The organism is Bradyrhizobium sp. SRS-191 (assembly GCF_024586915.1).
Lineage (GTDB): Bacteria > Pseudomonadota > Alphaproteobacteria > Rhizobiales > Xanthobacteraceae > Bradyrhizobium.
Genome location: NZ_JANBVS010000008.1, coordinates 164,268 through 186,927, shown reverse-complemented (window position 1 = coordinate 186,927; position 22,660 = coordinate 164,268). Strand labels below are relative to the sequence as shown.

15 protein-coding genes are annotated in these 22,660 nt (G+C 65.4%); 7 read left to right on the top strand and 8 right to left on the bottom strand.

Going from position 1 to position 22,660, the window contains the following annotated elements; translation table 11 throughout:
- Positions 1 to 8: 8 nt before the first annotated feature.
- The 5 genes from NLR35_RS16765 to sdhC all read right to left on the bottom strand — a co-directional run bounded on the left by NLR35_RS16765 (position 9) and on the right by sdhC (position 5,724).
- Positions 9 to 2,159, bottom strand: coding sequence for a hybrid sensor histidine kinase/response regulator (locus NLR35_RS16765; RefSeq protein ID WP_257167634.1), 2,151 nt, complete (start codon positions 2,157 to 2,159; stop codon positions 9 to 11).
- Positions 2,160 to 2,272: 113 nt separating this feature from the next.
- Positions 2,273 to 3,055 carry a succinate dehydrogenase iron-sulfur subunit gene (locus tag NLR35_RS16760; protein WP_257167633.1) on the bottom strand — a complete coding sequence of 261 codons (783 nt, stop codon included), beginning with the start codon at positions 3,053 to 3,055 and terminating at the stop codon, positions 2,273 to 2,275.
- A gap of 33 nt (positions 3,056 to 3,088) precedes the next feature.
- Positions 3,089 to 4,927, bottom strand: a complete 1,839-nt coding sequence (gene sdhA, locus NLR35_RS16755; RefSeq protein WP_257167632.1) for a succinate dehydrogenase flavoprotein subunit — start codon at positions 4,925 to 4,927, stop codon at positions 3,089 to 3,091.
- Between the two features lie 3 nt (positions 4,928 to 4,930).
- A complete protein-coding gene (gene sdhD / locus NLR35_RS16750; protein WP_008965546.1) occupies positions 4,931 to 5,305 on the bottom strand; it encodes a succinate dehydrogenase, hydrophobic membrane anchor protein in 375 nt (124 codons plus the stop codon).
- Between the two features lie 20 nt (positions 5,306 to 5,325).
- Positions 5,326 to 5,724 carry a succinate dehydrogenase, cytochrome b556 subunit gene (gene sdhC / locus NLR35_RS16745; protein ID WP_011923483.1) on the bottom strand — a complete coding sequence of 133 codons (399 nt, stop codon included), beginning with the start codon at positions 5,722 to 5,724 and terminating at the stop codon, positions 5,326 to 5,328.
- 559 nt (positions 5,725 to 6,283) lie between these two features.
- Here sdhC and NLR35_RS16740 point away from each other — a divergent pair.
- Positions 6,284 to 6,541 carry a hypothetical protein gene (locus tag NLR35_RS16740; RefSeq protein WP_257167631.1) on the top strand — a complete coding sequence of 86 codons (258 nt, stop codon included), beginning with the start codon at positions 6,284 to 6,286 and terminating at the stop codon, positions 6,539 to 6,541.
- A 7-nt stretch (positions 6,542 to 6,548) separates the two neighbouring features.
- Here the strand turns inward: NLR35_RS16740 and NLR35_RS16735 are convergent, their stop codons facing one another.
- On the bottom strand, positions 6,549 to 8,075 hold the full coding sequence (locus NLR35_RS16735) for a malonyl-CoA synthase (RefSeq protein WP_257167630.1): 1,527 nt from the start codon (positions 8,073 to 8,075) through the stop codon (positions 6,549 to 6,551).
- A gap of 179 nt (positions 8,076 to 8,254) precedes the next feature.
- Between NLR35_RS16735 and NLR35_RS16730 the strand changes: the two genes are divergently transcribed.
- Both NLR35_RS16730 and NLR35_RS16725 read left to right on the top strand, forming a co-directional pair.
- The gene (locus NLR35_RS16730; protein WP_257167629.1) at positions 8,255 to 9,013 is read left to right on the top strand and encodes an SDR family oxidoreductase; all 759 of its coding nucleotides are present in this window, start codon (positions 8,255 to 8,257) and stop codon (positions 9,011 to 9,013) included.
- A gap of 1,435 nt (positions 9,014 to 10,448) precedes the next feature.
- Positions 10,449 to 10,991 carry a hypothetical protein gene (locus tag NLR35_RS16725; RefSeq protein ID WP_257167628.1) on the top strand — a complete coding sequence of 181 codons (543 nt, stop codon included), beginning with the start codon at positions 10,449 to 10,451 and terminating at the stop codon, positions 10,989 to 10,991.
- Between the two features lie 736 nt (positions 10,992 to 11,727).
- Here the strand turns inward: NLR35_RS16725 and bamA are convergent.
- The gene (gene bamA, locus NLR35_RS16720; protein WP_257167627.1) at positions 11,728 to 14,238 is read right to left on the bottom strand and encodes an outer membrane protein assembly factor BamA; all 2,511 of its coding nucleotides are present in this window, start codon (positions 14,236 to 14,238) and stop codon (positions 11,728 to 11,730) included.
- An 887-nt stretch (positions 14,239 to 15,125) separates the two neighbouring features.
- On the opposite strand from bamA, the gene NLR35_RS16715 reads away from it, so the two are divergent.
- The 3 genes from NLR35_RS16715 to NLR35_RS16705 all read left to right on the top strand — a co-directional run bounded on the left by NLR35_RS16715 (position 15,126) and on the right by NLR35_RS16705 (position 19,760).
- Positions 15,126 to 16,340 (top strand): aminotransferase class I/II-fold pyridoxal phosphate-dependent enzyme, encoded by a 1,215-nt coding sequence (locus NLR35_RS16715; protein WP_257167626.1) that lies wholly within the window; start codon positions 15,126 to 15,128, stop codon positions 16,338 to 16,340.
- Positions 16,341 to 16,351: 11 nt separating this feature from the next.
- Positions 16,352 to 18,826 (top strand): DNA translocase FtsK, encoded by a 2,475-nt coding sequence (locus tag NLR35_RS16710; RefSeq protein WP_257167625.1) that lies wholly within the window; start codon positions 16,352 to 16,354, stop codon positions 18,824 to 18,826.
- Positions 18,827 to 19,001: 175 nt separating this feature from the next.
- A complete protein-coding gene (locus NLR35_RS16705) occupies positions 19,002 to 19,760 on the top strand; it encodes an outer membrane lipoprotein carrier protein LolA (RefSeq protein WP_257167624.1) in 759 nt (252 codons plus the stop codon).
- Positions 19,761 to 19,775: 15 nt separating this feature from the next.
- Here the strand turns inward: NLR35_RS16705 and NLR35_RS16700 are convergent, their stop codons facing one another.
- Positions 19,776 to 20,846: a DUF2336 domain-containing protein gene (locus NLR35_RS16700; RefSeq protein ID WP_257167623.1), complete on the bottom strand. Its 1,071-nt coding sequence runs from the start codon at positions 20,844 to 20,846 to the stop codon at positions 19,776 to 19,778.
- A gap of 227 nt (positions 20,847 to 21,073) precedes the next feature.
- On the opposite strand from NLR35_RS16700, the gene NLR35_RS16695 reads away from it, so the two are divergent.
- Entirely contained in the window at positions 21,074 to 22,612 is a 1,539-nt protein-coding gene (locus NLR35_RS16695; protein ID WP_257167622.1) for a YifB family Mg chelatase-like AAA ATPase, read from the top strand.
- Positions 22,613 to 22,660 lie beyond the last annotated feature (48 nt).

Genomic DNA, 22,660 nt, shown 5'->3' with positions numbered 1-22,660 from the left:
TGTTGGTGTCAGCGCACCTCCGAATTCGGCGCCACCGGCGGCGCGCGATAGAGCGGCACAGGCACGACCTTGTGCAGCACGCGCGACAATTCCTCGATCGAATAGGGCTTTCTCAGGAGCTCGAATCCGTTGGTGCCCTGTTGGGCGAGCACGTGGCTATAACCGCTGGCGAGCACGACGGGGATGTTGAGCTCGAGCCGGCGGATCTCCTCGGCGAGCTCGAGACCCGTCATCCCGGGCATGACCACATCGGTGAACACGACGTCGAACCGGCTGGCGCCGTCGATCAGCTCCTCCAGGGCGTCGCGCGCGTTGTCCACCAGCGTGGTGAGATAGCCGAGTTCGGCCAGCGCTTCGGTGGCGGACCGGCCGACATCGATATTGTCCTCGACCACCAGCACCGCCATGCCGCGGCCGCTGATCGGCACGGCGTGGCCACTCGTCTCGCCGAGCTGATCCTGCGCCGGAGCCACGCGGGGCAGATACAGCGTGAAGGTGGCGCCCCGGCCGACCTCGCTGACCACTCCGATCTCGCCTCCGGACTGCTTGGCAAAGCCGAACACCTGGGACAGGCCGAGGCCGGTGCCCTGCCCGATCGTCTTGGTGGTGAAGAACGGCTCGAAGATCCGGCCGAACTGCTCCTGGGGAATACCGACGCCGGTGTCCTGCACCGCGATCGCGACATAGCCGAGCGGGGGACGATCGTGGGGGGCGACCGGGGTCGGCAGGTCGGGCGCGGGGGTCACCGTGATGCTGAGCAGGCCCTGGCCGGCCATGGCGTCGCGGGCATTGACGGCCATGTTGATCAGCGCGGTCTCGAACTGGCCGGCGTCGGCATTGGCGTAGCACGGCGCATCAGGCACCGCGGTGACGACCTCGATGCGCGAGCCGACCAGCGTCTTGGTCATGTCACGCAGCGTGACGACGGTGCGGCCGATGTCGAACACCTCCGGCTTCAGCGCCTGTCGCCGCGCGAAGGCCAGCAGCTGCGACGTCAGCTTGGACGCGCGCGCAACGGTGTCGGAGATCGCATCGATGTAGCGCTGGCGCCGTTCATCCGGAAGGTTGGGCCGGCGCAACAGGTCGGCCGAGGCGCGGATCACCGTGAGCAGGTTGTTGAAGTCGTGCGCGACGCCGCCGGTGAGCTGGCCCAGCGCCTCCATGCGCTGGCCGTGCTTGAGCGCATCCTCCGCCTCGAGGCGGCGCGCGGCCTCGACATAGAAGTGTTCGGTCCGCCGCCTAGCGAGCGTGAGGAACACGATCAGCAGGGCGGTGGCCGGAATGCCGAAGATCAGGTGCCGGCCCATCGTCGCGAGCCAGCGGTCGCGGATGGTGGCGGTGTCCATGCCGGCGGAGACATAGACCGGATAACCGGCGAGACGCTGGTAGCCGACCCGGCGCGCGACGCCGTCGATCGGCGAGGTCTCGGTGACCAACTGCTCGGTATCCGCCGCGCCCGCGGGAATGTCGCGCGCTGCCGGACCGGCGCTTCGCTCGGCCACAGGGAAGCGCGCGAGCGTCACGCCGTCGAACCGACGCAGAGCGAAGTAGCTGCCGGGGGTGCGGCCGATCCGGGCGTAGAAGTGCTCGAAATAGTCGGGCAGCACCGAGGCCTGGATGATGCCGGTGAAGCTGCCGTCGTCGGATTGGCGGCGGCGGCTGATGCTGAAGAACGCCGCGCCCTGATACGGCGTACGCGGCGTCAAGGTCGCGCCGATGAAGGTGCCGATGCTGTCCTTGACGTGGGCATTGAAGTAGTCGCGGTCCATGAACGACATGTCCGGCGCCGGGTAGATCATGCTGTTGACCAGCGGCCGGCCATAGGCATCGAACACCCAGGCGGACTTCATCTGCGGCAGCGAGTCCGACAATTGCCGAAGCCGGGCATGCAGCGTCTGTTCGCGCAGCTTGATGTCGGCATCCGAGAGATCGCGGACGATCTCGTCGATCTCCGACAGGCTGCGGTCGATCGTCTCGAACACCTTGAGCGCATGCTCATGGACGATTTCGAGGGAGCGGCGGATTTCGCGATCGGCTTCCTCGGTGGTCGTGCCGTAGGACACGTAGGCCGCGACCAGGAACAGCGCGACGGGCAGCGCCAGCGAGGCGACCATCATCCAGCGCAGCATCGTCAGCGATTTGCGTTGTGCGGTCTGCACGGTCGCTCCGGCCCAAAGGGCTCGGAGCTTAACGCAATCGGCGTCGGCTACAAAGTAGCTGCGCCCGGAACCTCTGCCGGTTCCGGGCGCACTGATATATCACTATCGCCCGGTCAGATCTGCCGCTCGACCAGCTTGAGCTTCAGCTCGGCGATCGCCTCGGCCGGGTTCAGCCCCTTCGGGCAGGCCTTGGCGCAGTTCATGATGGTGTGGCAGCGATACAGCCGGAACGGATCCTCGAGATTGTCGAGCCGCTCACCGGTGGCCTCGTCGCGGCTGTCCTTGACCCAGCGCGTCGCCTGCAGCAGCGCGGCCGGCCCGAGATAGCGTTCGCTGTTCCACCAGTAGCTCGGGCACGAGGTCGAGCAGCAGGCGCACAGGATGCACTCGTAGAGGCCGTCGAGCTTCTCGCGGTCCTCGTGAGTCTGCTTCCATTCCTTCTGCGGCGTCGGCGTGGTCGTCTTCAGCCACGGCTCGATCGAGGCATACTGCGCGTAGAAATTGGTGAGGTCAGGCACCAGGTCCTTGACCACCGGCTGGTGCGGCAGCGGGTTGATCTTGACCGCGCCGTCCTTCACGTCGTGCATCGAGCGGGTGCAGGCCAGCGTGTTCTGGCCGTCGATGTTCATCGCGCAGGAGCCGCACACGCCCTCGCGGCAGGAGCGGCGGAAGGTCAGCGACGGATCGATGTGGTTCTTGATCCAGATCAGGCCGTCGAGAACCATCGGACCGCAATCGTTGACGTCGACATAATAGGTGTCGACGCTCGGATTCTTGCCGTCGTCCGGATTCCAGCGATAGACCCTGAACTCGCGGAGTTCGGTGGCGCCTGCCGGCTTCGGCCAGGTCTTGCCGCCGGTGATCTGCGAATTCTTCGGAAGTGCGAACTCAGCCATTTCGGTAGGCCTTCTTGGTTATGACTGCAGGACTCAGTACACGCGTGCCTTGGGCGGGATGTACTGCACGTCGTTGGTCATGGTGTAGTTGTGCACCGGGCGGAAATCGATCGTGGTCTTGCCGTCCTTGTTGTCGATCCACGCCAGCGTGTGCTTCATCCAGTTCTTGTCGTCGCGATCCGGAAAATCCTCGCGGGCATGGGCGCCGCGGCTTTCGGTGCGGTTGTTAGCCGAGTCCATCGTCACCACCGCCTGGGCGATGAGGTTGTCGAACTCCAGCGTCTCGATGAGATCGGAATTCCACACCAGCGAGCGGTCGGAGACCGCGATGTCACCGATGCCGCCATACACCTTGTGGATCAGGTTATGGCCTTCCTGCAGCACCTCGCCGGTGCGGAACACGGCGCAGTTGGTCTGCATGACGTGCTGCATGCTCTCGCGCAGCTTCGCGGTCGGCGTGCCGCCCGAGGCGTAGCGATAATGGTCGAGCCGGCCGAGCGCCTTGTCGGCGGAGTCCTTCGGCAGGTCGGGCTGCTTGCCGTTCGGCGTCAGCTTCTCGGCCAGCCGCAGCGCGGCAGCGCGGCCGAACACCACGAGGTCGATCAGCGAGTTTGAGCCCAGCCGGTTGGCGCCGTGAACGGAAACGCAGGCCGCCTCGCCCACCGCCATCAGGCCCGGGACGATCGCGTTGTCGTCGCCGTCCTTCTTGGTCAGGACCTCGGCATGATAGTTCGTCGGGATGCCGCCCATGTTGTAGTGCACCGTCGGCACGATCGGGATCGGCTCGCGGGTGACGTCGACATTGGCGAAGATCTTGGCCGATTCGGAGATGCCCGGCAGACGCTCGGCCAGCACCTTCGGATCGAGATGGTCGAGATGCAGGAAGATGTGGTCCTTCTTCTTGCCGACGCCGCGGCCCTCGCGGATCTCGATGGTCATCGCGCGCGAGACGACGTCGCGCGAGGCGAGGTCCTTCGCCGACGGCGCATAGCGCTCCATGAAGCGCTCGCCCTCGGAATTGACGAGATAGCCGCCTTCGCCGCGCGCGCCCTCGGTGACCAGACAGCCCGAGCCGTAGATGCCGGTCGGGTGGAACTGCACGAACTCCATGTCCTGGAGCGGCAGGCCGGCGCGCAGCGCCATGCCGCCGCCATCGCCGGTGCAGGTGTGCGCCGAGGTGCAGGAGGCGTAGGCGCGGCCATAGCCGCCGGTCGCCAGGATCGTGGTCTGGGCGCGGAAGCGATGCAAGGTGCCGTCATCCATGCGCAGCGCGATCACGCCGCGGCAGGTACCCTGATCGTCCATGATGAGGTCGATGGCGAAGTACTCGATGAAGAACTCCGCGGCATGGCGCAGCGACTGGCCATACATCGTGTGCAGCATCGCGTGACCGGTACGATCGGCGGCGGCGCAGGTGCGCTGCGCCTGGCCCTTGCCGTAGTCCATGGTCATGCCGCCGAACGGGCGCTGATAGATCTTGCCGTCTTCGGTGCGCGAGAACGGGACACCCCAATGCTCGAGCTCGTAGACGGCGTCAGGCGCGTTGCGCACCATGTACTCGATGGCATCCTGGTCGCCGAGCCAGTCCGACCCCTTGACGGTGTCGTACATGTGCCAGCGCCAGTCGTCCTGGTGCATGTTGCCGAGCGAGGCCGAGATGCCGCCCTGCGCCGCCACGGTGTGCGAGCGTGTCGGGAACACCTTGGTGATGCAGGCGGTGCGCAGGCCCGCCTCGCTGCAGCCGACCACCGCGCGCAGGCCCGCGCCGCCAGCGCCGACCACGACGACGTCGTAGGTGTGGTCCTCGATCGGATAGGCTTTTCCGTTCGTCGCGGGCGCGCCGTTCGCGCTGCCATTTGCTCCGCCGGCCATTCGCTAGACTCCAGTGGACAGTTTGATGAGAGCGTAGATCGAGGCGATCGCCACGGTCACGGCAAAGAAGTTGTTGGCCATGATCGCGATGAGCTTGAGCGACTCGGTGTGCACGTAGTCCTCGATGATCACCTGCATGCCGATCTTCATGTGCCAGCAGCTGGCGACCACGAACAGCAGCATGATCAGGGCGATCGGCAGCGAGCCGAGGATCTGCGCAGCACCTGCCTGGTTGCGGCCGAGCAGCATGATCACGACGACGACGACGGGAACGATCAGCAAGGTCATGGCGACGGCGGTGATGCGCTGACGCCAGAAGTCACCGGTGCCGGAGTGGGCGGCACCGAGATTGCGGACGCGGCCCAGCGGAGTCCGCATCGATTTTGCGCGTGCGTTGCTCATCGGCCGCCTCCGACTGCGTAGGCCACGATCCACACCAGAACGGTCAGGCTGATGCCGCCGATCAGTGCGCCCCAGGTCAAAGTCTCGCGCTCGTTCGGCTTGAAGCCGTAGCCGAGATCCCAGACGAAGTGACGGATGCCCGACAGCAGGTGATGCAGCAGCGCCCAGGTGTAGCCGAACACGATCAGGCGGCCGAGGAAGCTGCCCATGAAGCCCTGGACATAGGAGTAGGCGCTGGGACCGGACGCGGCGGCGATCAACCACCAGGCCAGCAGCAGCGTCCCGAAATACAGTGCAACACCCGTGGCGCGATGGACGATCGACAGGATCATCGTCAGCGTCCAACGGTAGGTTTGCAGATGCGGCGAAAGCGGTCGTTCGATCCTGGCTGTCATTGGTTGCTTTGATGATTTCTTGTGGGCCGTGAACGGAAGGGCTTGCGGCCGTGTGGGATCGGCAGGCGGGCTTTATTTACGGAGAAGGAACAGGTGTTGCAACGGACAAATGTCCCGAATCCGAACGACGATTCAGTACTACGGCGTCGGTGAAAAAAGGATCAATGGTCGCCGTGGTATACCAGAACCCAGGGTCGGCCGTGAAACAAGAATTACGGTTCACTTCTAGCTCCTCCCGATGATCGGTTCAGCCGACAAGCCTAGTAAATAACGCAGGTCGTAGAGCATTGATTCACCGCTTAACTACGGACCGGGACCAGCCGGTTTCGTAGAGAACGGCGTGCCCAAGGCGTCGATTCTGCAAACCTGCCCGGAAAGATTCGCGGGACGAACGCCCTCGCCCCCGGCCCCATGGCAAGTCATCGCGGTGACTGCAGGTTCGTTGCAAAGCAGACGCCCGTATCTTGCCCGTGGTTGATTTTGCCGCATGTCCGGTCCTCCCCGCGTGGCCTAGGCTGCGGCCAAGTCCCGTCAAAAAGGCGCGCTGCAGGGAGGTCCGATGCCCGTTCCAACGGTCCGGCCGACAACCACCGAACGCCCGGCTGCGCTGCCAGCCCGCAACGCGTCGTCGCGGGAGCCTGCGGAGGAGCCGCTGACCTGCGTGCTCGGCTTTACGGCCGCCGGACTGTTCGCGGCATGCCTCGCCATCGCGATCCAGCACGAAATCGCTTCGCTTGCCGTGCTGGAGTTCGTGCTGATCTGCGCCGCGCCGCCGCTGGCCGCGCTCGCGGGCCTGGCCATCGGACGACGGCGCTGAGTCGCCGTCACTTGCTGTAGATGTCCTTGTACTGGTCACGCAGCACGTTCTTCTGCACCTTGCCCATGGTGTTGCGCGGCAGCTCGTCGACCACGAACACGCGTTTGGGCATCTTGAATTTGGCGAGCCGGCCATCGAGGCCCTTCAGCACGCCGGCCTCGCTGACATCGGCGCCGGGATGTCGCACGACCACGGCCGTGACGCCCTCGCCGAAATCGGCATGGGGCACGCCGATCACGGCCGACTCCACCACGCCCGGCATGGCGTCGATCTCGCTTTCGATCTCCTTCGGATAGACGTTGAAGCCGCCGGAGATCACGAGGTCCTTGCCGCGCCCGACGATGTGGACGTAGCCTTGGCCATCGATCTTGCCGAGGTCGCCGGTGATGAAGAAACCGTCGTCGCGGAATTCCGACTTGGTCTTCTCCGGCATCCGCCAATAGCCCTTAAACACGTTCGGGCCCTTCACCTCGATCATGCCGATGTCGTCGCGCGCGAGCTCCTTGCCGGTCTCCGGATCGGTGACGCGCACGGCCACGCCGGGCAGCGGGAAGCCGACCGCGCCGGGCACGCGCTCGCCCTCATAGGGATTCGACGTGTTCATGTTGGTCTCGGTCATGCCGTAACGCTCGAGCACGGCGTGGCCGGTGCGCGCGAACCATTCGCGATGGGTGTCGGCGAGCAGCGGCGCCGAGCCGGAGATGAAGAGACGCATGTGGCTGGTGGTCTCTTTGCTCAGCCGGGGATTCTGCAACAGCCGCGTGTAGAAGGTCGGCACGCCCATCAGCACGGTGGCCCTCGCCATCAGGTTGATGATCAGGTCCGGATCGAGCTTCGGCAGGAAGATCATCGACGCCCGCGCGAACAGCGTCACGTTGCTGGCCACGAACAGGCCATGCGTATGATAGATCGGCAGCGCGTGGATCAGGACATCGTCCTTGGTGAAGCGCCAGTAGTCGATCAGGGTCAGCGAGTTCGAGGCGAGATTGTCGTGGCTCAGCATCGCCCCCTTGGAGCGGCCGGTGGTGCCCGACGTATAGAGAATGGCGGCGAGATCGTCCGACGTCCGCGGCACGGTGGTGAACGCGGTCTCCGCCTTGTCGGCAGCGTCGGTCAAAGAGCCCTTGCCCGACGCATCCAGCGTTTCCACCTTGGCGCCGACCTTGGCCGCGAGCGCGCCGATGCCCTCGGCTTTCGACGGATCGCACACCACGACGGTCGGCTCGGCATCGCCGATGAAATAGTCGAGCTCGTTGAGCGTATAGGCGGTGTTGAGCGGCAGATAGACGCCGCCGGCCCGCACGGTGGCGAGATAGAGCACCAGGCCCGACACCGATTTCTCGGTCTGCGCCGCGACGCGATCGCCCGGCTTCACGCCGCGGGCCACCAGCACATTCGCCATCCGGCCCGCACGCGCGATCAAATCGCCATAGGTGATGCGCTGGCCGTCATGGGTCTCGATCGCAAGGCGGCTGGGATCGTCGAGACCGTCGAACAGGCGGGCGAACAGATTGGCGTTGGCGGACTGGTTCATGCAACATTCCCCTGGAGCGGTGGCCGGCCGGCAGTGCCAGCCGGCGGAACATCGTGCTCGACGAAGACGAAAAGGGCCCGGACGGCGGATGGCGGCGGCTGAAAGGCCGGGGCTGCCGTCTCTGATCGAGGCTGCCTTAGCAAAAACGCCCTTTCGAAGGCAACGGGAGACGCCAGGAAATGACCAGGGGGAAACGAATCGCGTGGATCACCGGCGGCGGCACGGGCATCGGCGAGGCCGGCGCACTGGCGCTCGCCGCCGAGGGCTGGACCGTCGTGGTGTCGGGCCGGCGCAAGACGGCGCTCGATGCCGTGGTGGCCAAGGTCGCGGCCGATGGCGGCACGGCGGAAGCGGTGGTGATCGACGTCGCCCAGGCGGCCGACGTGCAGGCCGCGGCCGATGCGATCCTGATGCGGCACGGCCGGATCGATCTGCTGGTCAACTCGGCCGGCGTGAACGTGCCGCGGCGGCGCTGGGACGACATGACGCTCGACGGCTGGAACCAGCTGGTCGAGATCAATCTCAACGGCGTGTTGTATTGCATGAAGGCGGTACTGCCGGCGATGCGCAAGCAACAGGACGGCACCATCATCAACGTCTCTTCCTGGGCCGGCCGCCACGTCTCGAAAATGCCGGGGCCGGCCTACACCGCGACCAAGCACGCGGTGCTGGCGCTGACGCATTCCTTCAACATGGAGGAATGTGTGAATGGCTTGCGCGCCTGCTGCCTGATGCCAGGCGAGGTTGCAACGCCGATCTTGGAGCAGCGCCCGGTGGTGCCGAGCGCCGAGGAGCAGGCGCGGATGCTGCAGCCGGAAGATCTCGGCCGCACCATCGCGTTCGTGGCCAGCATGCCGCCGCGGGTGTGCGTCAACGAGATCCTGATCAGCCCGACCTGGAACCGGGGATTTGTTCAGACGCCGGCGAACAGGGAGTGAGCTTGGCCGGAGATCGGTCACGGTATCGGTGTCGCCACGGGTGATGAAGATCGAGCTGACGCCCAGCAAACAGTGTCGTCCCTGCGAACGCAGGGACCCATACCGCGTGATCTCCGAAACAGGCACGCTGCTAGTCCCGTGCAAGATAACTGCACCCTGGGGTTATGGGTCCCTGCGTTCGCAGGGACGACAGCGGAGGGGCGCGCTGGCAGCGTTGCCTCCGAAAGGCTGATGCGCGACCCCTTCATGGCGGCCGGTCGCGCGCCAAGCCAACCGGTGTCGTCCCTGCGAATGCAGCGACTCATACCGAGTGATCTTTGAAGCATGCACACTGCTAGTCCCGTGCAAGACAACTGCACCCTGTGGTTATGGGTCCCTGCGTTCGCAGGGACGACAGCGGAGGTTGGCGTTGGCGGCGTTGCCTCCGAGACAGAGTTGAATGCGCGCACCTTCGTCCTCGCGGCACGATGCGCCCGAGCTGTGCTGAAACTCACCGCCCTCGACAAATAGAGGGCGCGGGGAAGGCCGGGCGCTGGCCGCGCCCGTGGCCCGCCTGCAGAAAAGAAAGCAGGCGGCAGTCACCACAGGTCTGGCCGAGAACGCCCGGCCTTCCCCGCGCAACGGTTTTAACGGCTGCTTCGCGTTCTCCCTGGTGCGCCGGCTTGCTGGCCACCATGCCGCGACAATGCGCTGACGCGCATTGCACGGGTGATATCAGCGTCGGGATATCAGGACCGCGCGACTTGACCGTGCGTGCCTCGCCGTTCGTCCGCGCGGACTGATCCACGCTGCGTCGACACACGCCCATCGCATCCCACTGCCAACGTCTCGTGACGGTCGCGACACGCCCCTCATGCGGCAGCAGGGACGCGCGGAAATGTGCAGCTGATTTGCCCGACGGCGCAAGGGGAGATGCTGCGGCAAACTAACACGACGGGCAATATGCGCGTGCCTTGAATATGAGCTATGTTAGTTTTACGCCCCGCCGCAATACAGCCTCAGCCCGCCGCTGATACCTTCTTCCGCTTGTTCAAATTTGTCCGTTTCATCGGATTTTTGGTCCATGGCAAAAGTCTTCCGGCGATACAAAAAACGATATAGGCGCGCGACTATACACGCGCAGGAAGCTTCTCGATGCATCTTCCGCGGCTTTCAAGGACCGCTCACGCTGGAACATGTATTTTCTAGATGGACTCATAGATTTCTCCCTCCGCGTCGCATGCGCAATTACCAATCAGTTCACATAGAAGCGCATATCGATAGATCTGACCGAACTCTTATTATAAGTCCGGGAGATATCCGTGATTGGCAAGTCAGGTGCGTATGCGCCAACACGTGTAACAATGGGTGGATGCGAGAGGGAGTCGAAAATCCTGCCCGTACAATCATGGCTCCTTTGATCGATGGTGGTGACTTTCTCAAAGGTGAAACATGCATGATCACGCCTGAGCACCAGCGGATTATTGCAACATGGGCATCGCTCAAAGCGATGGTTGCAGAGTTCACTGAAAGTGGACGAGTAACGACACATCATTCCCAGCGCAAATATTTAAAGGATCACCTCTCCCCGCCTCAGACGTGGGCCATATGGATTGGTCCATATCTGCGCGGCAGTTGGGCGGGTCACTGGTTGTCAACGCCCTTTCTCTATCACTCGCCGAAACAAGAGTTACGATGGGGAACGAATGTAAGAGCTACGCACTACAACGGTCACATCTCGACCCAGGTCGTCGGCCAGCTTTTCATTCACGTCATTCGTTCGCCGGCACGCCGCTTCGTCCAGGGATGGCGATTTTCCGCTCCAGATAAGGGCTCGCTCTTCCGTATCTGGCCGCCGACTGACACCATCATTAAGTGGCCTGGTCAGTTCATGTCAGACCGTGATGCCGACTACGTTGCCACAGCCATGCATAACTTTCTAATCGAGAGAATTGGACCGACCCTCGCGAAGGCAGTTAGCGATCTCAACTCTTCATAGATTATCCCGTCAGCTCAGCGAGTTGGATCCGAAGGATATCAATCCCCAACTTGCACACCTTTTGATGAGATGCGTCGTTTCCTTCACTCGAAGGAACAAAACAAGAACATTCACGGCTGGCTTGGGAAATGGGGATAACCGCGAGCTGAAGCGGCAGATCTGTCTGCTCCCGTGATAAGCAGAACATGTCGGCAACTAGGATTCGGCGAGTCGACGATCAGAGCGGGCATCGAGCGCTAACGGCGGCGCGATGGTGCGGCCGGGGACCCGAGGCCCAATCCTCGCGGGATCGTCAAGATGATCCGGATCTCTTGCCCGATCTATCGACCCGTGTCGGTGCGCGACTATGTCCGCACGCGATTTGGGAAGGTGGAATACGTCAGAGCACATTGCCGGAGCCTCCCTCGCCGTTAGGCGGAGAAGTCTCCAGCAAGGCTTGTCACGAAGGCTCCCTAACGGGGCCGTTTGGGGTCGCTTCGCGCCACGGAGCGACCCCCTTTTCATTCCGCGAGAGCGAAACGACGATCCTCGTTAAAGAACTGAGTTGACCGTACGCTGATTTGCCCATTTCGTGCAATGACGCCCTTCCTGGCTAAACGATTGGGCTTCCAGGCGTTTCCATTTCAGCCTCTTTAAACGTCCACAGAATTTCTCTGCTTCTGTGCAAAAGCGGTCTCACGCCGCTTTGAGCAAACCACTCGCGAAAGAACCAAGAAGCAAAAGGAGGGTTCGCACCTCAGAACGACGTGCCGCCGCCGAACCGGAACTCCTGCGTCACGTCGTATTTGCCCTTCGACAGCGGCACCGCGTAGTCGAAGCGGAGGGGACCGAACGGGGAGGCCCAGATCAGGCCGACGCCGACGGAGGAGCGGACGACCTTGCTGTCGTCGTACTGCATCGCGCATTTGCAGGTGGATGTGTTGACCTCGCCGGTGGCGGCCCAGGAGGTCGGGCCCTGGTAGCCCCACAGCGAGCCGGCATCGGCATAGACCGAGCCTTTCAGGCCGACTTCCTTGGGCAGGAACCAGAACGGCATCTGCAGCTCGGCGGAGGCGCCCCAATATTTGGTGCCGCCGAGCGCATCGCCGGTGACGCCGAAGCTGCGATAGGTGATGTCGCGCGGGCCGATGCCGTTGGTGGCGAAGCCGCGGACCAGCGTCGGCCCCATCTGGTAGTGATCGAGCATGCGCAGGTCCTTGTCGCCGACCTTGTTCAGGACGCCGCCCTGCATATGGATCACGCTGACGATATCGGCGACCAGCGGCGTGAAGTACTTCGCATCCACGGCGGTCTTGAGATAGCTGACATTGCCGCCGACCCCCGCGAGATCCTGGCGCCAATCGATCAGCAGGCCGTCGTTCGGGTTCTTGGTGTTGTCGAGCGTATTGTAGCTCAAGGTGTAGCCGAGCGCCGAGGTCAGCGCCGCGCCGTCGTTCAGCTCCTTGCGCACCGCAAGGCTCGATTCGCCGTCGCCGTAGCAGCCGTAGCCATACACGCCTGACGTGGTCGAATTGGTCGGATCGACGCCGCCGAGCACGCTCTGGATATAGGTCGGGGTCGGATTGAAGGCGAGCAGGCCGTTGGCGGCGTTGTTGTTGCAGTTCGCCAGATAGGACGGCAGCGTAATCTCCTGGCGATACAGCGAGTAGCGCAGCTGCAGCGAGAGGTCCTCGCGGAGCTGGAAGCCGAGCCGCGGGCTGAAGCCGATCGTCCGCGTGCCGTAGCTGGTGTAGCTGTTGGCGAGCTGCTGGCGGTAGGAGACGTCGAGGCCGAGCGCGATGCGGTAGTCCAGAAGATAGGGCTCGACGAAGGACAGGGACACGCCGCGGGTGTACTGGCCATAGGTCACCGAGGCCTTGGCGAACAGGCCGCGGCCGAGGAAATTGCGCTCGGAGATCGAGACCTCGGCCAGCGCGCCGTCGGTGGTCGAATAGCCGCCGGAGATCGAGAAGTCGCCGGTCGACTTCTCCTCGAGAGTGACCACGAGGATCACGCGATCGCTCGACGAGCCCGGCTCGGTCGTGATCTTCACCTCCTTGAAGAAGTCGAGGTTCTTCAGCCGCCGCTCGGCGCGGTCGACCAGGGCGCGATTGTAGGCGTCGCCCTCGGAGAGGTCGAATTCGCGGCGGATCACGTAGTCGCGGGTGCGGGTGTTGCCGCGGATCGAGATGCGTTCGATATAGGTGCGCGGGCCCTCGTCGACGGAGAACACGATCGCCACCGTGTGGGCCTCCATATTGCGATCGCCGCGCGGACGCACGACGGCGAAGGCGAAGCCGCGGCGCGAGGCCTCGATCTGCATCTCCTCGACCGACTTCTCGAGCTGCTCGACATTGTACAGCGCGCCGACATTGACCCGCGAATAGCCGCGCAGGCTGGTGGCGTCGAGCGATGCGACCGTCGACTGGAAGTCGACCGAGCCGACCCTGTATTGCTGGCCCTCCTCGATCTGGAAGGTGACCAGGAAGCCCTTCTGCTCCGGATCATATTCGCTGAGCGCGGCGACCACCTGGACGTCGGCATAGCCGTTCTTGAGGTAGAAGCGGCGGATGAGGTCGCGGTCGGCCTCGACGCGGTCGGGATCGTAGACGTCGTTGTTGCCGAGGAAGCTCAGCCAGTTCGTCGCGCGGGTCTTGATGATGTCGCGCAGCCGCGCGGCCGAATAGGCGTTGTTGCCGACGAACTCGACCGACTTGACGCCGGTCTTGACGCCCTCGACGACGGTGAAGATGAGATCGACGCGGTTGTTGGGCTGCTCGATGATCTCCGGCGTGACACGGACGTCGTAGCGGCCGGAGCGGCGGTAGATCTCAGCGATGCGCTGCGCGTCGGACTGCACCATCGGCCGGGACAGCGTGCCGCGCGGCTTCGACTGCACCTCCCCCTGAAGCTGCTCGTCCTTGACTTTCTTGTTGCCCTCGAACGCGACGCGGCCGATCACCGGGTTCTCGACGACGCGCACGATCAGCCGGCCGCCCTGGCGGTCGATCTTGACGTCGGCGAACAGGCCGGTCTCGATCAGCGCCTTCAAGCCGTCATCGACCTGGCCGGCATCGAGCGTGCCGGATGGGCCGGGCTTGAAGTAGGAGCGGATGGTGTCGGCCTCGATGCGCCGGTTGCCCTCGATCGTGATCGAACTCGCAGTCGCAGTCGCAGCGGGGGCAGCCGCGGCCATGCGGGGCAGCGAGGTCACCGGCAGGGCCAGCAGCATCAGGGCAAGCATGCCTGGCAGTCTCAGACGCATCATCGACGCTCTTTCGAAAAGGTCATTCCCTGGCGCGACGCAGATGCCGGCACGCCCATGGGAATCGCTGATGCCCGTCAAAGATGGTCGTGATGCGCCATTCTCGTTTCGTGAAATGTCAGATGATGCTGGGTGTGACGGAGTGTTTCCAGTCAGACAAATTCGCCGGTCGGACCGAGCGGCGGAGGTCGCGGTCTAATAAGAAGTCAAACTCGCGCACTGCGGCCGGAAGGCAACGGAAGCAGCGGACATCTCCGTTAAGCAATTCGTCCGCTTGCGCCGCATTCGACGGCTTCCGACATCAAATTCTACAAATCTCAGGATGTTGGCAACACCAGGGAAAAATCACGGTGCTATCTGATCGTCACCCGAACTAAGCCCCCAAGTAGTTCGGCCAAGGCCCGGTGCGCAAAGATTCCCATTCTTATTCCGGCGCACCGGGCCGCCCGTTTTTTTCAAGCTGACACAATGCCAGTGACTGCGCCCTCTCCCCTTGCGGGAGAGGGCATGTAGGACAGTCCGGCGAACTCGGTTAGGTGAGGGGTATCTCTCCTGGCGCACCGCTCGCGGATGGATACCCCTCACCCAACCGCATTCGTGGATGGGTCGTAAATGCCCTCTCCCGCAAGGGGAGAGGGCGCTGTATCGGACAGCGCGCTCGCGGTGCCGGCCAGCCGGCGCCCTACGGTTCCCTCCCCGCCCGCCCGAATCACCACAATGTCGGCCGCTGTTGCGAAATTGCCTCTGGATCGGGTTGGGAAAAACGATCAAAACGGGCGCCAGCGCCGATGGTTAATCGCGTCTTAACCTCGCCCCACCTATGGTGACCGCAAAAGGCACCGGTTCATGGGCGATCGGCGGCTTCCACTGGTTTGGCGCGCGTTTTACGTATGGCAATGACCGCTTCATCCCCCGCGCCCGCTGGCGCCAGCCATTCGGAGAGCGAACGCTCGCCGTTTGCGCGGCTCAACGAGCTGCTCGCTCCTTATCAACCGGGCAAGCCGATGATCACGCTCGCCGTCGGCGAGCCGCAGCACCCGGTGCCGGATTTCGTCGGCCCGGTGCTGGCGCAGCACATCGCCGATTTCGGCCGCTACCCCGCCGCCAAGGGCATCGAGCCGTTTCGAAAGGCCGCCGCCGGCTGGCTGGCGCGCCGATTCGCGCTGCCGCGCCCGATCGATCCCGAACATGAAATTCTGGTGCTGAACGGCAGCCGCGAGGGCCTGTTCTTCGCCGCGCATGCCGCGCTTCGCCATGTCGGCCCGCGCCGCGGCAAGCCCGCGATCCTGATGCCGAACCCGTTCTACCCGGTGTATGGCGTCGGCGCCCGCACCGCGGGCTGCGAGCAGGTCTATCTGCCGACGATTCGCGACAACGGCTTCCTGCCGGACCTCGATGCAATCGATGAGGCGACCTTGGCGCGCACCGTCGCGTTCTACCTGGCGACGCCGGCCAATCCGCAAGGCTCGGTGGCCTCAGCCGACTACATGCGCAAGCTGGTCCGGCTCGCCAACGCCTACGGCTTCCTGATCTTCAGCGACGAATGCTATTCGGAGATCTACACGCGTCAGGCGCCGGGCAGCATGCTGGAGCATGCCGGTCCGGACTACACCAACGTGGTCGCGTTCCAGTCACTGTCGAAGCGCTCCAACGTGCCGGGCATGCGCATCGGCTTCGCCGCCGGAGACCGCCGCTTCCTGGCTGCGTTCCATGAGCTGCGCAATGTCGCCGCGCCGCAGGTGCCGGTGCCGCTGCAGCACGTCGCGGTCGCCGCCTATACCGACGAGGCGCATGTCGAGGAGAACCGGAGGCTGTACCGCGCCAAGTTCGAGCTCGCCGACCAGATCATCGGCAACCGCTACGGCTACACGCGGCCCGACGGCGGCTTCTGCGTCTGGCTCGACGTCGCGGACCGCGGCGGCGATGACGAGGTCGCGCTGCGGCTGTATCGCGACGCCGGCGTGCGCGTGGTTCCCGGCAGCTATCTGGCGCGGCCGCAGCCCGATGGCTTCAATCCGGGTGCCGGTTATATCCGGCTGGCGCTGGTGGCCGATGCGGCCTCGACCGGCGAGGCGCTGCACCGGCTGGTCGAGACTCTCGGATAATCGCGGGGCGGATGCGGATGCCGGCGATCGAACGAGTCATTCCCCTGGTCAACCACCTGCCGACCTCGCTGCGCGAGGCGCTGGTGCGGCGGCTGCGCGAGCTCGCGGGCCTCGGCCTGATCGCGCTGTGCGGGGTTGCCGCCGCGGCGCTGATGACCTGGTCGGTGCAGGACCCGAGCCTCAGCCACGCCACCTCGCGCGCGATCCGCAACATCCTCGGCTATCCCGGCGCGATCAGCGCCGACCTGCTGATGCAGATCCTCGGCCTCGGCTCGATCATGGCGATCCTGCCGCTGTCGATCCGCGGCTGGCGGATGATGACGCACCGGCCGTTCGACCGCGAGGCGCTGCGCTTCGGCGCCTGGGTGCTCGCCGCGGTCATCGCCGCCGGCTTCGCCAGCTGCTGGCCGCGCTCGCATGCCTGGCCGCTGCCGACCGGCTTGGGCGGCGTCGTCGGCGATGCGCTGGTGCGCGCGCCGGCCGTGGTGTTCGGACCGCCCGGCGTGATCTATCGGATGGTGCTCGGCACGCTGCTGCTGGTCGCGACGATCGGCTGCCTGCTGGTCGCCGGCGGCATGGGCGCGAAGGAAGCCGATCCGAGCCTGCTCGACGAGGAGGAAGACGACACGCCGCTCGCCGATCCCGAGGATGACGACGACCGCAAGGCGATTCGCCTCGGCTGGATCTTCCACGCCATCATGAGCGCCAAGGCGCAAATCGGCTGGTTCCTCTCGACCGCCTATCGCGCGCTGGTCTCCTCCGGCCCGCAGCCGCGTTCAGCCGCGGCCGGACGGCAGGAGCCGAGCCTCGCCCGCGGCCAGAAGAAGCCGACGCTCGCGCCCGAGATGGACGAGGACGAGGGCGAAGAGGAAGAGGCCGGCGAGGACGACGAAGAAGAGGAGGAGGAGCCGGCTCCGAAGGCGCGCAAGAAGCCGGCGCCGAAGACGCCGCCGAAGAAGTCCAGCGACAAATACGACCTGCCGTCGGTCTCGATGCTGGCGGCGCCCAAATCCTCCGACCGCCAGCCGCTGTCGAAGAGCGAGCTGGAGGCCAATTCGCGCGCGCTGGAAGGCGTGCTGCAGGATTTCGGCGTGCGCGGCGAGATCGTGAAGGCGCATCCGGGCCCCGTCGTCACACTGTACGAGCTGGAGCCCGCGCCCGGCATCAAGTCGTCGCGCGTGATCGGCCTCGCCGACGACATCGCGCGCTCGATGAGCGCGCTGTCGGCGCGCGTCGCCGTCGTGCCCGGCCGCAACGCCATCGGCATCGAGCTGCCCAACGTGCATCGCGAGAAGGTCTACCTGCGCGAGCTGCTGGTGGCCAAGGAGGCGACCGAGAGCGTCGCCAAGCTGCCGCTCTGCCTCGGCAAGAACATCGGCGGCGAATCCATCATCATCGATCTCGCCCGCACCCCGCACATGCTGATCGCCGGTACCACCGGCTCGGGCAAGTCGGTCGCGATCAACACCATGATCCTCAGCCTGGTCTATCGCCTGCGGCCCGACCAGTGCCGGCTGATCATGGTCGACCCCAAGATGCTCGAACTCTCGGTCTATGACGGCATCCCGCATCTCCTCACGCCCGTCGTGACCGACCCGAAGAAGGCCGTCGTCGCGCTGAAATGGGCCGTGCGCGAGATGGAGGAGCGCTACAAGAAGATGGCCAAGCTCGGCGTGCGCAACATCGACGGCTACAACGCCCGCGTCGCCGAAGCCCGCGGCAAGGGCGAGGAGCTGACGCGCACCGTCCACACCGGCTTCGACAAGGAGACCGGCAAGGCGATCTACGAGGAGGAGAAGCTCGACCTCGATCCCCTGCCCTACATCGTCATCATCGTCGACGAGATGGCCGACCTGATGATGGTCGCCGGCAAGGACATCGAAGGCACCGTGCAGCGCCTCGCGCAAATGGCGCGCGCCGCCGGCCTGCACGTCATCCTGGCGACGCAGCGTCCGTCGGTCGACGTCATCACCGGCACCATCAAGGCCAACTTCCCGACCCGCATCTCCTTCCAGGTGACGTCGAAGATCGACAGCCGCACCATCCTCGGCGAGATGGGCGCCGAGCAGCTGCTCGGCCAGGGCGACATGCTGTACATGGCCGGCGGCGGCCGCATCAGCCGCGTCCACGGCCCGTTCTGCTCCGACGAGGAGGTCGAGAAGGTCGTCCGTCATCTCAAGGCCCAGGGCTCGCCGGAATATCTCGAGGCGGTCACCGCCGAGGAGCCGAGCGAAGAGGACGGCGCGGTGTTCGACGCCACCGGCATGGGCGGCGGTGGCGGGGGCGACGACCTGTTCTCCCAGGCGGTCGCCGTGGTCAAACGCGACCGCAAGGCCTCCACCAGCTACATTCAACGGCGGCTGCAGATCGGCTATAACAAGGCCGCTTCGCTGATGGAGCGGATGGAACAGGAAGGCATCGTCGGCCAGGCCAACCACGCCGGCAAGCGCGAGATCCTGGTGCCCGAGGAAGAAGGCGGGTTCTGACGCCCGGCCCGCCTCGGTCCCAGATCTGCCGTTTCCGTGTCGTAACTTCACGCAATTACGATCACGCTGACCGACCGAACCACGATAGAAACGCGCAAGAAATCAGGACGTCGTTTTGAAAAGCTCCTTGTCGAACAGCCTCTTTTTGCTTCCCGCGGCACCGCGCGGCCGCCGCATGTCCGCCCTGATGGCGGCCTGCGCCGTCACCATTCTCGCCGCGGCCGGTCCCGCGTCCGCCCAGGGCACACCCAAGGCGGGTGCAAAGAGCGGCCCGCTCGGCGCTTCCGAGCAGCGCGGCGGCCCCGCGACCACCCAGGCCACACCGCCCAACCCCGTGATTCCCGATCCCCGCCGCAACGTGCCGGCGAGCATCTTCACTTCGTTCGACGCCAACCAGAAGGCGCAGGCGGCCAAGGTCAGCGCCTATCTGTCGTCGCTGCAGACGCTGGTCGGAAACTTCGTCCAGGTCGGCCCCGACGGCAGCAAGACGAAGGGCGATTTCTACATCCAGAAGCCCGGCAAGGTCCGCTTCGAATACGAGCCGCCGACGCCAATCGACATCATCGCCGACGGTTCGTCGCTGGTGGTGCGCGACCGCAAGCTCGCGACCCAGGACGTCTATCCGCTGTCGCAGACGCCGCTGCGCTATCTGCTGTCCGACCGCATCGACCTGCTGAAGGACACCAACGTCATCGCCGTCTCGGCGGACGATCTCTATGTCACGATCACGATCGAGGAGAAGCAGGCGCTGATCGGAACCAGCCGGCTGATGCTGATGCTCGGCGCCAAGGACGGCCAGCTCAAGCAGTGGACCGTGACCGACCCGCAGGGCTACGACACGACCATCGCGGTCTACAATCTCGACACCACCAAGAAGCTCGATCCGGCGATGTTCAAGATCGACTTCACCAACTACGCGACGCCGCCGGGCTGAGGCCGCTCTGCCGGATCAGCGCGATTCGAGGCCGCGCACCTTCCACTGCGCCTCGGACAGCGCCAGCTTCTCGAAGCGCTTGCGGGCCTCCTCGACATCATCGGCCGGCAGCGCGTCGCAGCCGGGGCGGGCGCGCAGGATCATGCCAGTCGTCGCCCAGCTCAGCCGGGCCGCCTTGCAGGCGAGCAGCAGATCCGTGAGCCGATCCTCCTGCAGCAGCGTTTCGATCGTCTCGATCGAAACGACGCAGAGCAGCGCCAGTGCTGCGATCACGGCGGGGAAATCGCCCGTCACACAGAAGCGATTGACGGCGGAGTCGCCGAGCTTGCCGGTGCGGTTGAGCGCGGCGACCTCGGCCTTGACCTGCTCATAGTCCCACATCGCGCGCATGGCTGCGCCCGCCGATCGGGTCGGGGCGGCCTGCAAAGTCGCACGGGTCGCCGGCGGCGCGGCCTTGATGAAACGGGTGCGGGCGCCCTCGCTCGCGGCGGCGACGAAGGCGCGCGACAGCTTGGCCGGCAGATCGGTGCGCAGCGCCAGCTTCTCGGCCAATTCCTCGTCGCGCTCGGCGATCTTGAACAGGCTGCGATAGCCGTCCTCGGAGAGTTTCGCGGTGAGATTCTGCGCCAGCGCCATCCGCACCGGCGGAAAGCCGCGCGCGATCAGCTGGGTCGTCATGACGTCGCCGATGCCCCGGCGGCTGGCGATCGCAACGAGATGCGCCGGGCTCGAGGTTCGGATGAACTCCGCGAGATCACGCTCGGTCAGGACCTGTGCCTTGGCGAGCATCGGCCCGGCGATCCGCAGCTCGGGATGGACGGCCAGCAGGCGGACCGTGGCGTAAGGTGCGCGCTCGACGCCGGCGAGCGCCTTGCTCAGCTCAGCCAGCACGTCGGTCGCGACTTGCGGCATCAGCCGGGCGAACATCTGGTCATACAGATCGAGCTGCTCGTCGGAGGCCGGCCGCGGGCCGGCCAGGAACAGGCTCGTCGTCCGGCGCAGCATGTCGGTCGCGAGCTCGGACACCGTCCTCGCCTCGCCGGCAGGCGTTTTGGCAGTGGGTGCGGCCGAAGGCGCTGGGGGCATCGCACATCTCTCGTTGTCGGCGCCGGCCGGCTTTGACGCGGCGCTCGTCGGTGATCAATTTGCGAAAGAATGCGAAGGCCGGACTAAAGCGGCGTTAAGCCCAGTCCGCCGGACGACGGAGGTGTCCGGCCGTCCTTAACGGATTGCATCCGACGCCCCCTGATGTTCCTGTATTGTTCTTGCGAACGGCCCGGGCTTCCGCTAGCCTTACGGCCGGGAGGGGCACCATGGTCCAGCGCGTTTCCACCGTTGCCTTCGAGGGGATCGAGGCCCGCGCGGTCGACGTGCAGGTCCAGGTCGCGCCCGGGCTGCCGGCGTTCGCGATCGTCGGACTGCCGGACAAGGCGGTGTCGGAGGCGCGCGAACGGGTGCGCTCGGCGCTGATCGCCTCGGGGCTGGCGCTGCCGGCGCGGCGCATCACGGTCAATCTGGCGCCGGCCGATGTGCCGAAGGAAGGCAGTCATTATGACCTGCCGATCGCGCTCGGGCTGATGGCGGCGATCGGCGCGATCCCGCCGGATGCGCTCAGCGGATTCACCGTGCTCGGCGAGCTCGGGCTCGACGGCTCGATCGCCCCGGTCGCCGGTGTGCTGCCGGCCGCGATCGGCGCCAATTCGCGCGAGGAAGGGCTGATCTGTCCGGCCGCCTGCGGCGCGGAGGCGGCGTGGGCCAGTCCCGATCTGCAGATCATCGCGGCGACGTCGCTGATCCAGATCGCCAATCACTTCAAGGGCACGCAGGTGCTGTCGCGGCCGCAGCCGAAGATCCAGGAAGCGCCCGCGAGCCTGCTCGATCTGCGCGACATCAAGGGCCAGGAGAGCGGCAAGCGCGCGCTCGAAATCGCCGCAGCCGGCGGTCATCATCTGCTGATGATCGGCTCGCCCGGCGCCGGCAAGTCGATGCTGGCGGCGCGGCTGCCGTCGATTCTGCCGCCGCTGTCGCCGGCCGAGCTGCTGGAGGTCTCGATGATCGCCTCGGTGGCCGGCGAGATCGAGGGCGGTGCGCTGACCAACCGGCGGCCGTTCCGCAGCCCGCATCACTCGGCGAGCATGGCGGCATTGACCGGCGGCGGCCTGCGCGCCCGACCCGGCGAGATCTCGCTCGCGCATCAGGGCGTGCTGTTCCTCGACGAGCTGCCGGAGTTCGATCCGCGCGTGCTGGATTCGCTGCGCCAGCCGCTGGAAAATGGCGAGGTCTCGATCTCGCGCGCCAATCACCGCGTCACCTACCCTGCCCGCTTCATGCTGGTGGCTGCGATGAACCCCTGCCGCTGCGGCAACGCGTTCGAGCCCGGCTATGCCTGCAAGCGCGGCCGCATCGACCGCTGCACCGCCGACTATCAGAGCCGCATCTCCGGCCCGCTGATGGACCGGATCGATTTGCGCATCGAGGTTCCCGCCGTCACCGCCGCCGACCTGATCCTGCCGCCGGCCAAGGAAGGCTCCGCCGAAGTCGCGGCCCGCGTCGCCGCCGCCCGCGACCGGCAGCGCGAACGCTACGCCAAGGCCGGGCTGCCGCATGTCAGAACCAACGCCGAGGCGCCGGCCGCCGTGCTCGACGACATCGCCAAGCTCGATGCACCCGGCCAGAAGCTGTTGCGCGAAGCCGCCGAGACGATGCGGCTCTCCGCCCGCGGCTATCACCGCGTGCTGCGCGTCGCGCGCACGCTCGCCGATCTCGACCACACCGATGCGATCGGCCGCCTGCATCTCGCCGAGGCGCTGTCCTATCGCGCGCTGGCCGAGGACAATCGGCACGCGGCGTGACCGCCCTCGTTGCTCTTCAACACTCTAGTAACGACTTCTCTTTACGCT

What these genes read in the sequence shown, in the direction of transcription:
- NLR35_RS16760 (WP_257167633.1), bottom strand. Translation starts at nt 3,055, where the DNA reads ATGGCTGAGTTCGCACTTCCGAAGAATTCGCAGATCACCGGCGGCAAG.
- sdhA (WP_257167632.1), bottom strand. Translation starts at nt 4,927, where the DNA reads ATGGCCGGCGGAGCAAATGGCAGCGCGAACGGCGCGCCCGCGACGAAC.
- sdhD (WP_008965546.1), bottom strand. Translation starts at nt 5,305, where the DNA reads ATGCGGACTCCGCTGGGCCGCGTCCGCAATCTCGGTGCCGCCCACTCC.
- sdhC (WP_011923483.1), bottom strand. Translation starts at nt 5,724, where the DNA reads ATGACAGCCAGGATCGAACGACCGCTTTCGCCGCATCTGCAAACCTAC.
- NLR35_RS16740 (WP_257167631.1), top strand. Translation starts at nt 6,284, where the DNA reads ATGCCCGTTCCAACGGTCCGGCCGACAACCACCGAACGCCCGGCTGCG.
- NLR35_RS16735 (WP_257167630.1), bottom strand. Translation starts at nt 8,075, where the DNA reads ATGAACCAGTCCGCCAACGCCAATCTGTTCGCCCGCCTGTTCGACGGT.
- NLR35_RS16730 (WP_257167629.1), top strand. Translation starts at nt 8,255, where the DNA reads ATGACCAGGGGGAAACGAATCGCGTGGATCACCGGCGGCGGCACGGGC.
- NLR35_RS16725 (WP_257167628.1), top strand. Translation starts at nt 10,449, where the DNA reads ATGATCACGCCTGAGCACCAGCGGATTATTGCAACATGGGCATCGCTC.
- bamA (WP_257167627.1), bottom strand. Translation starts at nt 14,238, where the DNA reads ATGATGCGTCTGAGACTGCCAGGCATGCTTGCCCTGATGCTGCTGGCC.
- NLR35_RS16715 (WP_257167626.1), top strand. Translation starts at nt 15,126, where the DNA reads ATGGCAATGACCGCTTCATCCCCCGCGCCCGCTGGCGCCAGCCATTCG.
- NLR35_RS16710 (WP_257167625.1), top strand. Translation starts at nt 16,352, where the DNA reads ATGCGGATGCCGGCGATCGAACGAGTCATTCCCCTGGTCAACCACCTG.
- NLR35_RS16705 (WP_257167624.1), top strand. Translation starts at nt 19,002, where the DNA reads ATGTCCGCCCTGATGGCGGCCTGCGCCGTCACCATTCTCGCCGCGGCC.
- NLR35_RS16700 (WP_257167623.1), bottom strand. Translation starts at nt 20,846, where the DNA reads ATGCCCCCAGCGCCTTCGGCCGCACCCACTGCCAAAACGCCTGCCGGC.
- NLR35_RS16695 (WP_257167622.1), top strand. Translation starts at nt 21,074, where the DNA reads ATGGTCCAGCGCGTTTCCACCGTTGCCTTCGAGGGGATCGAGGCCCGC.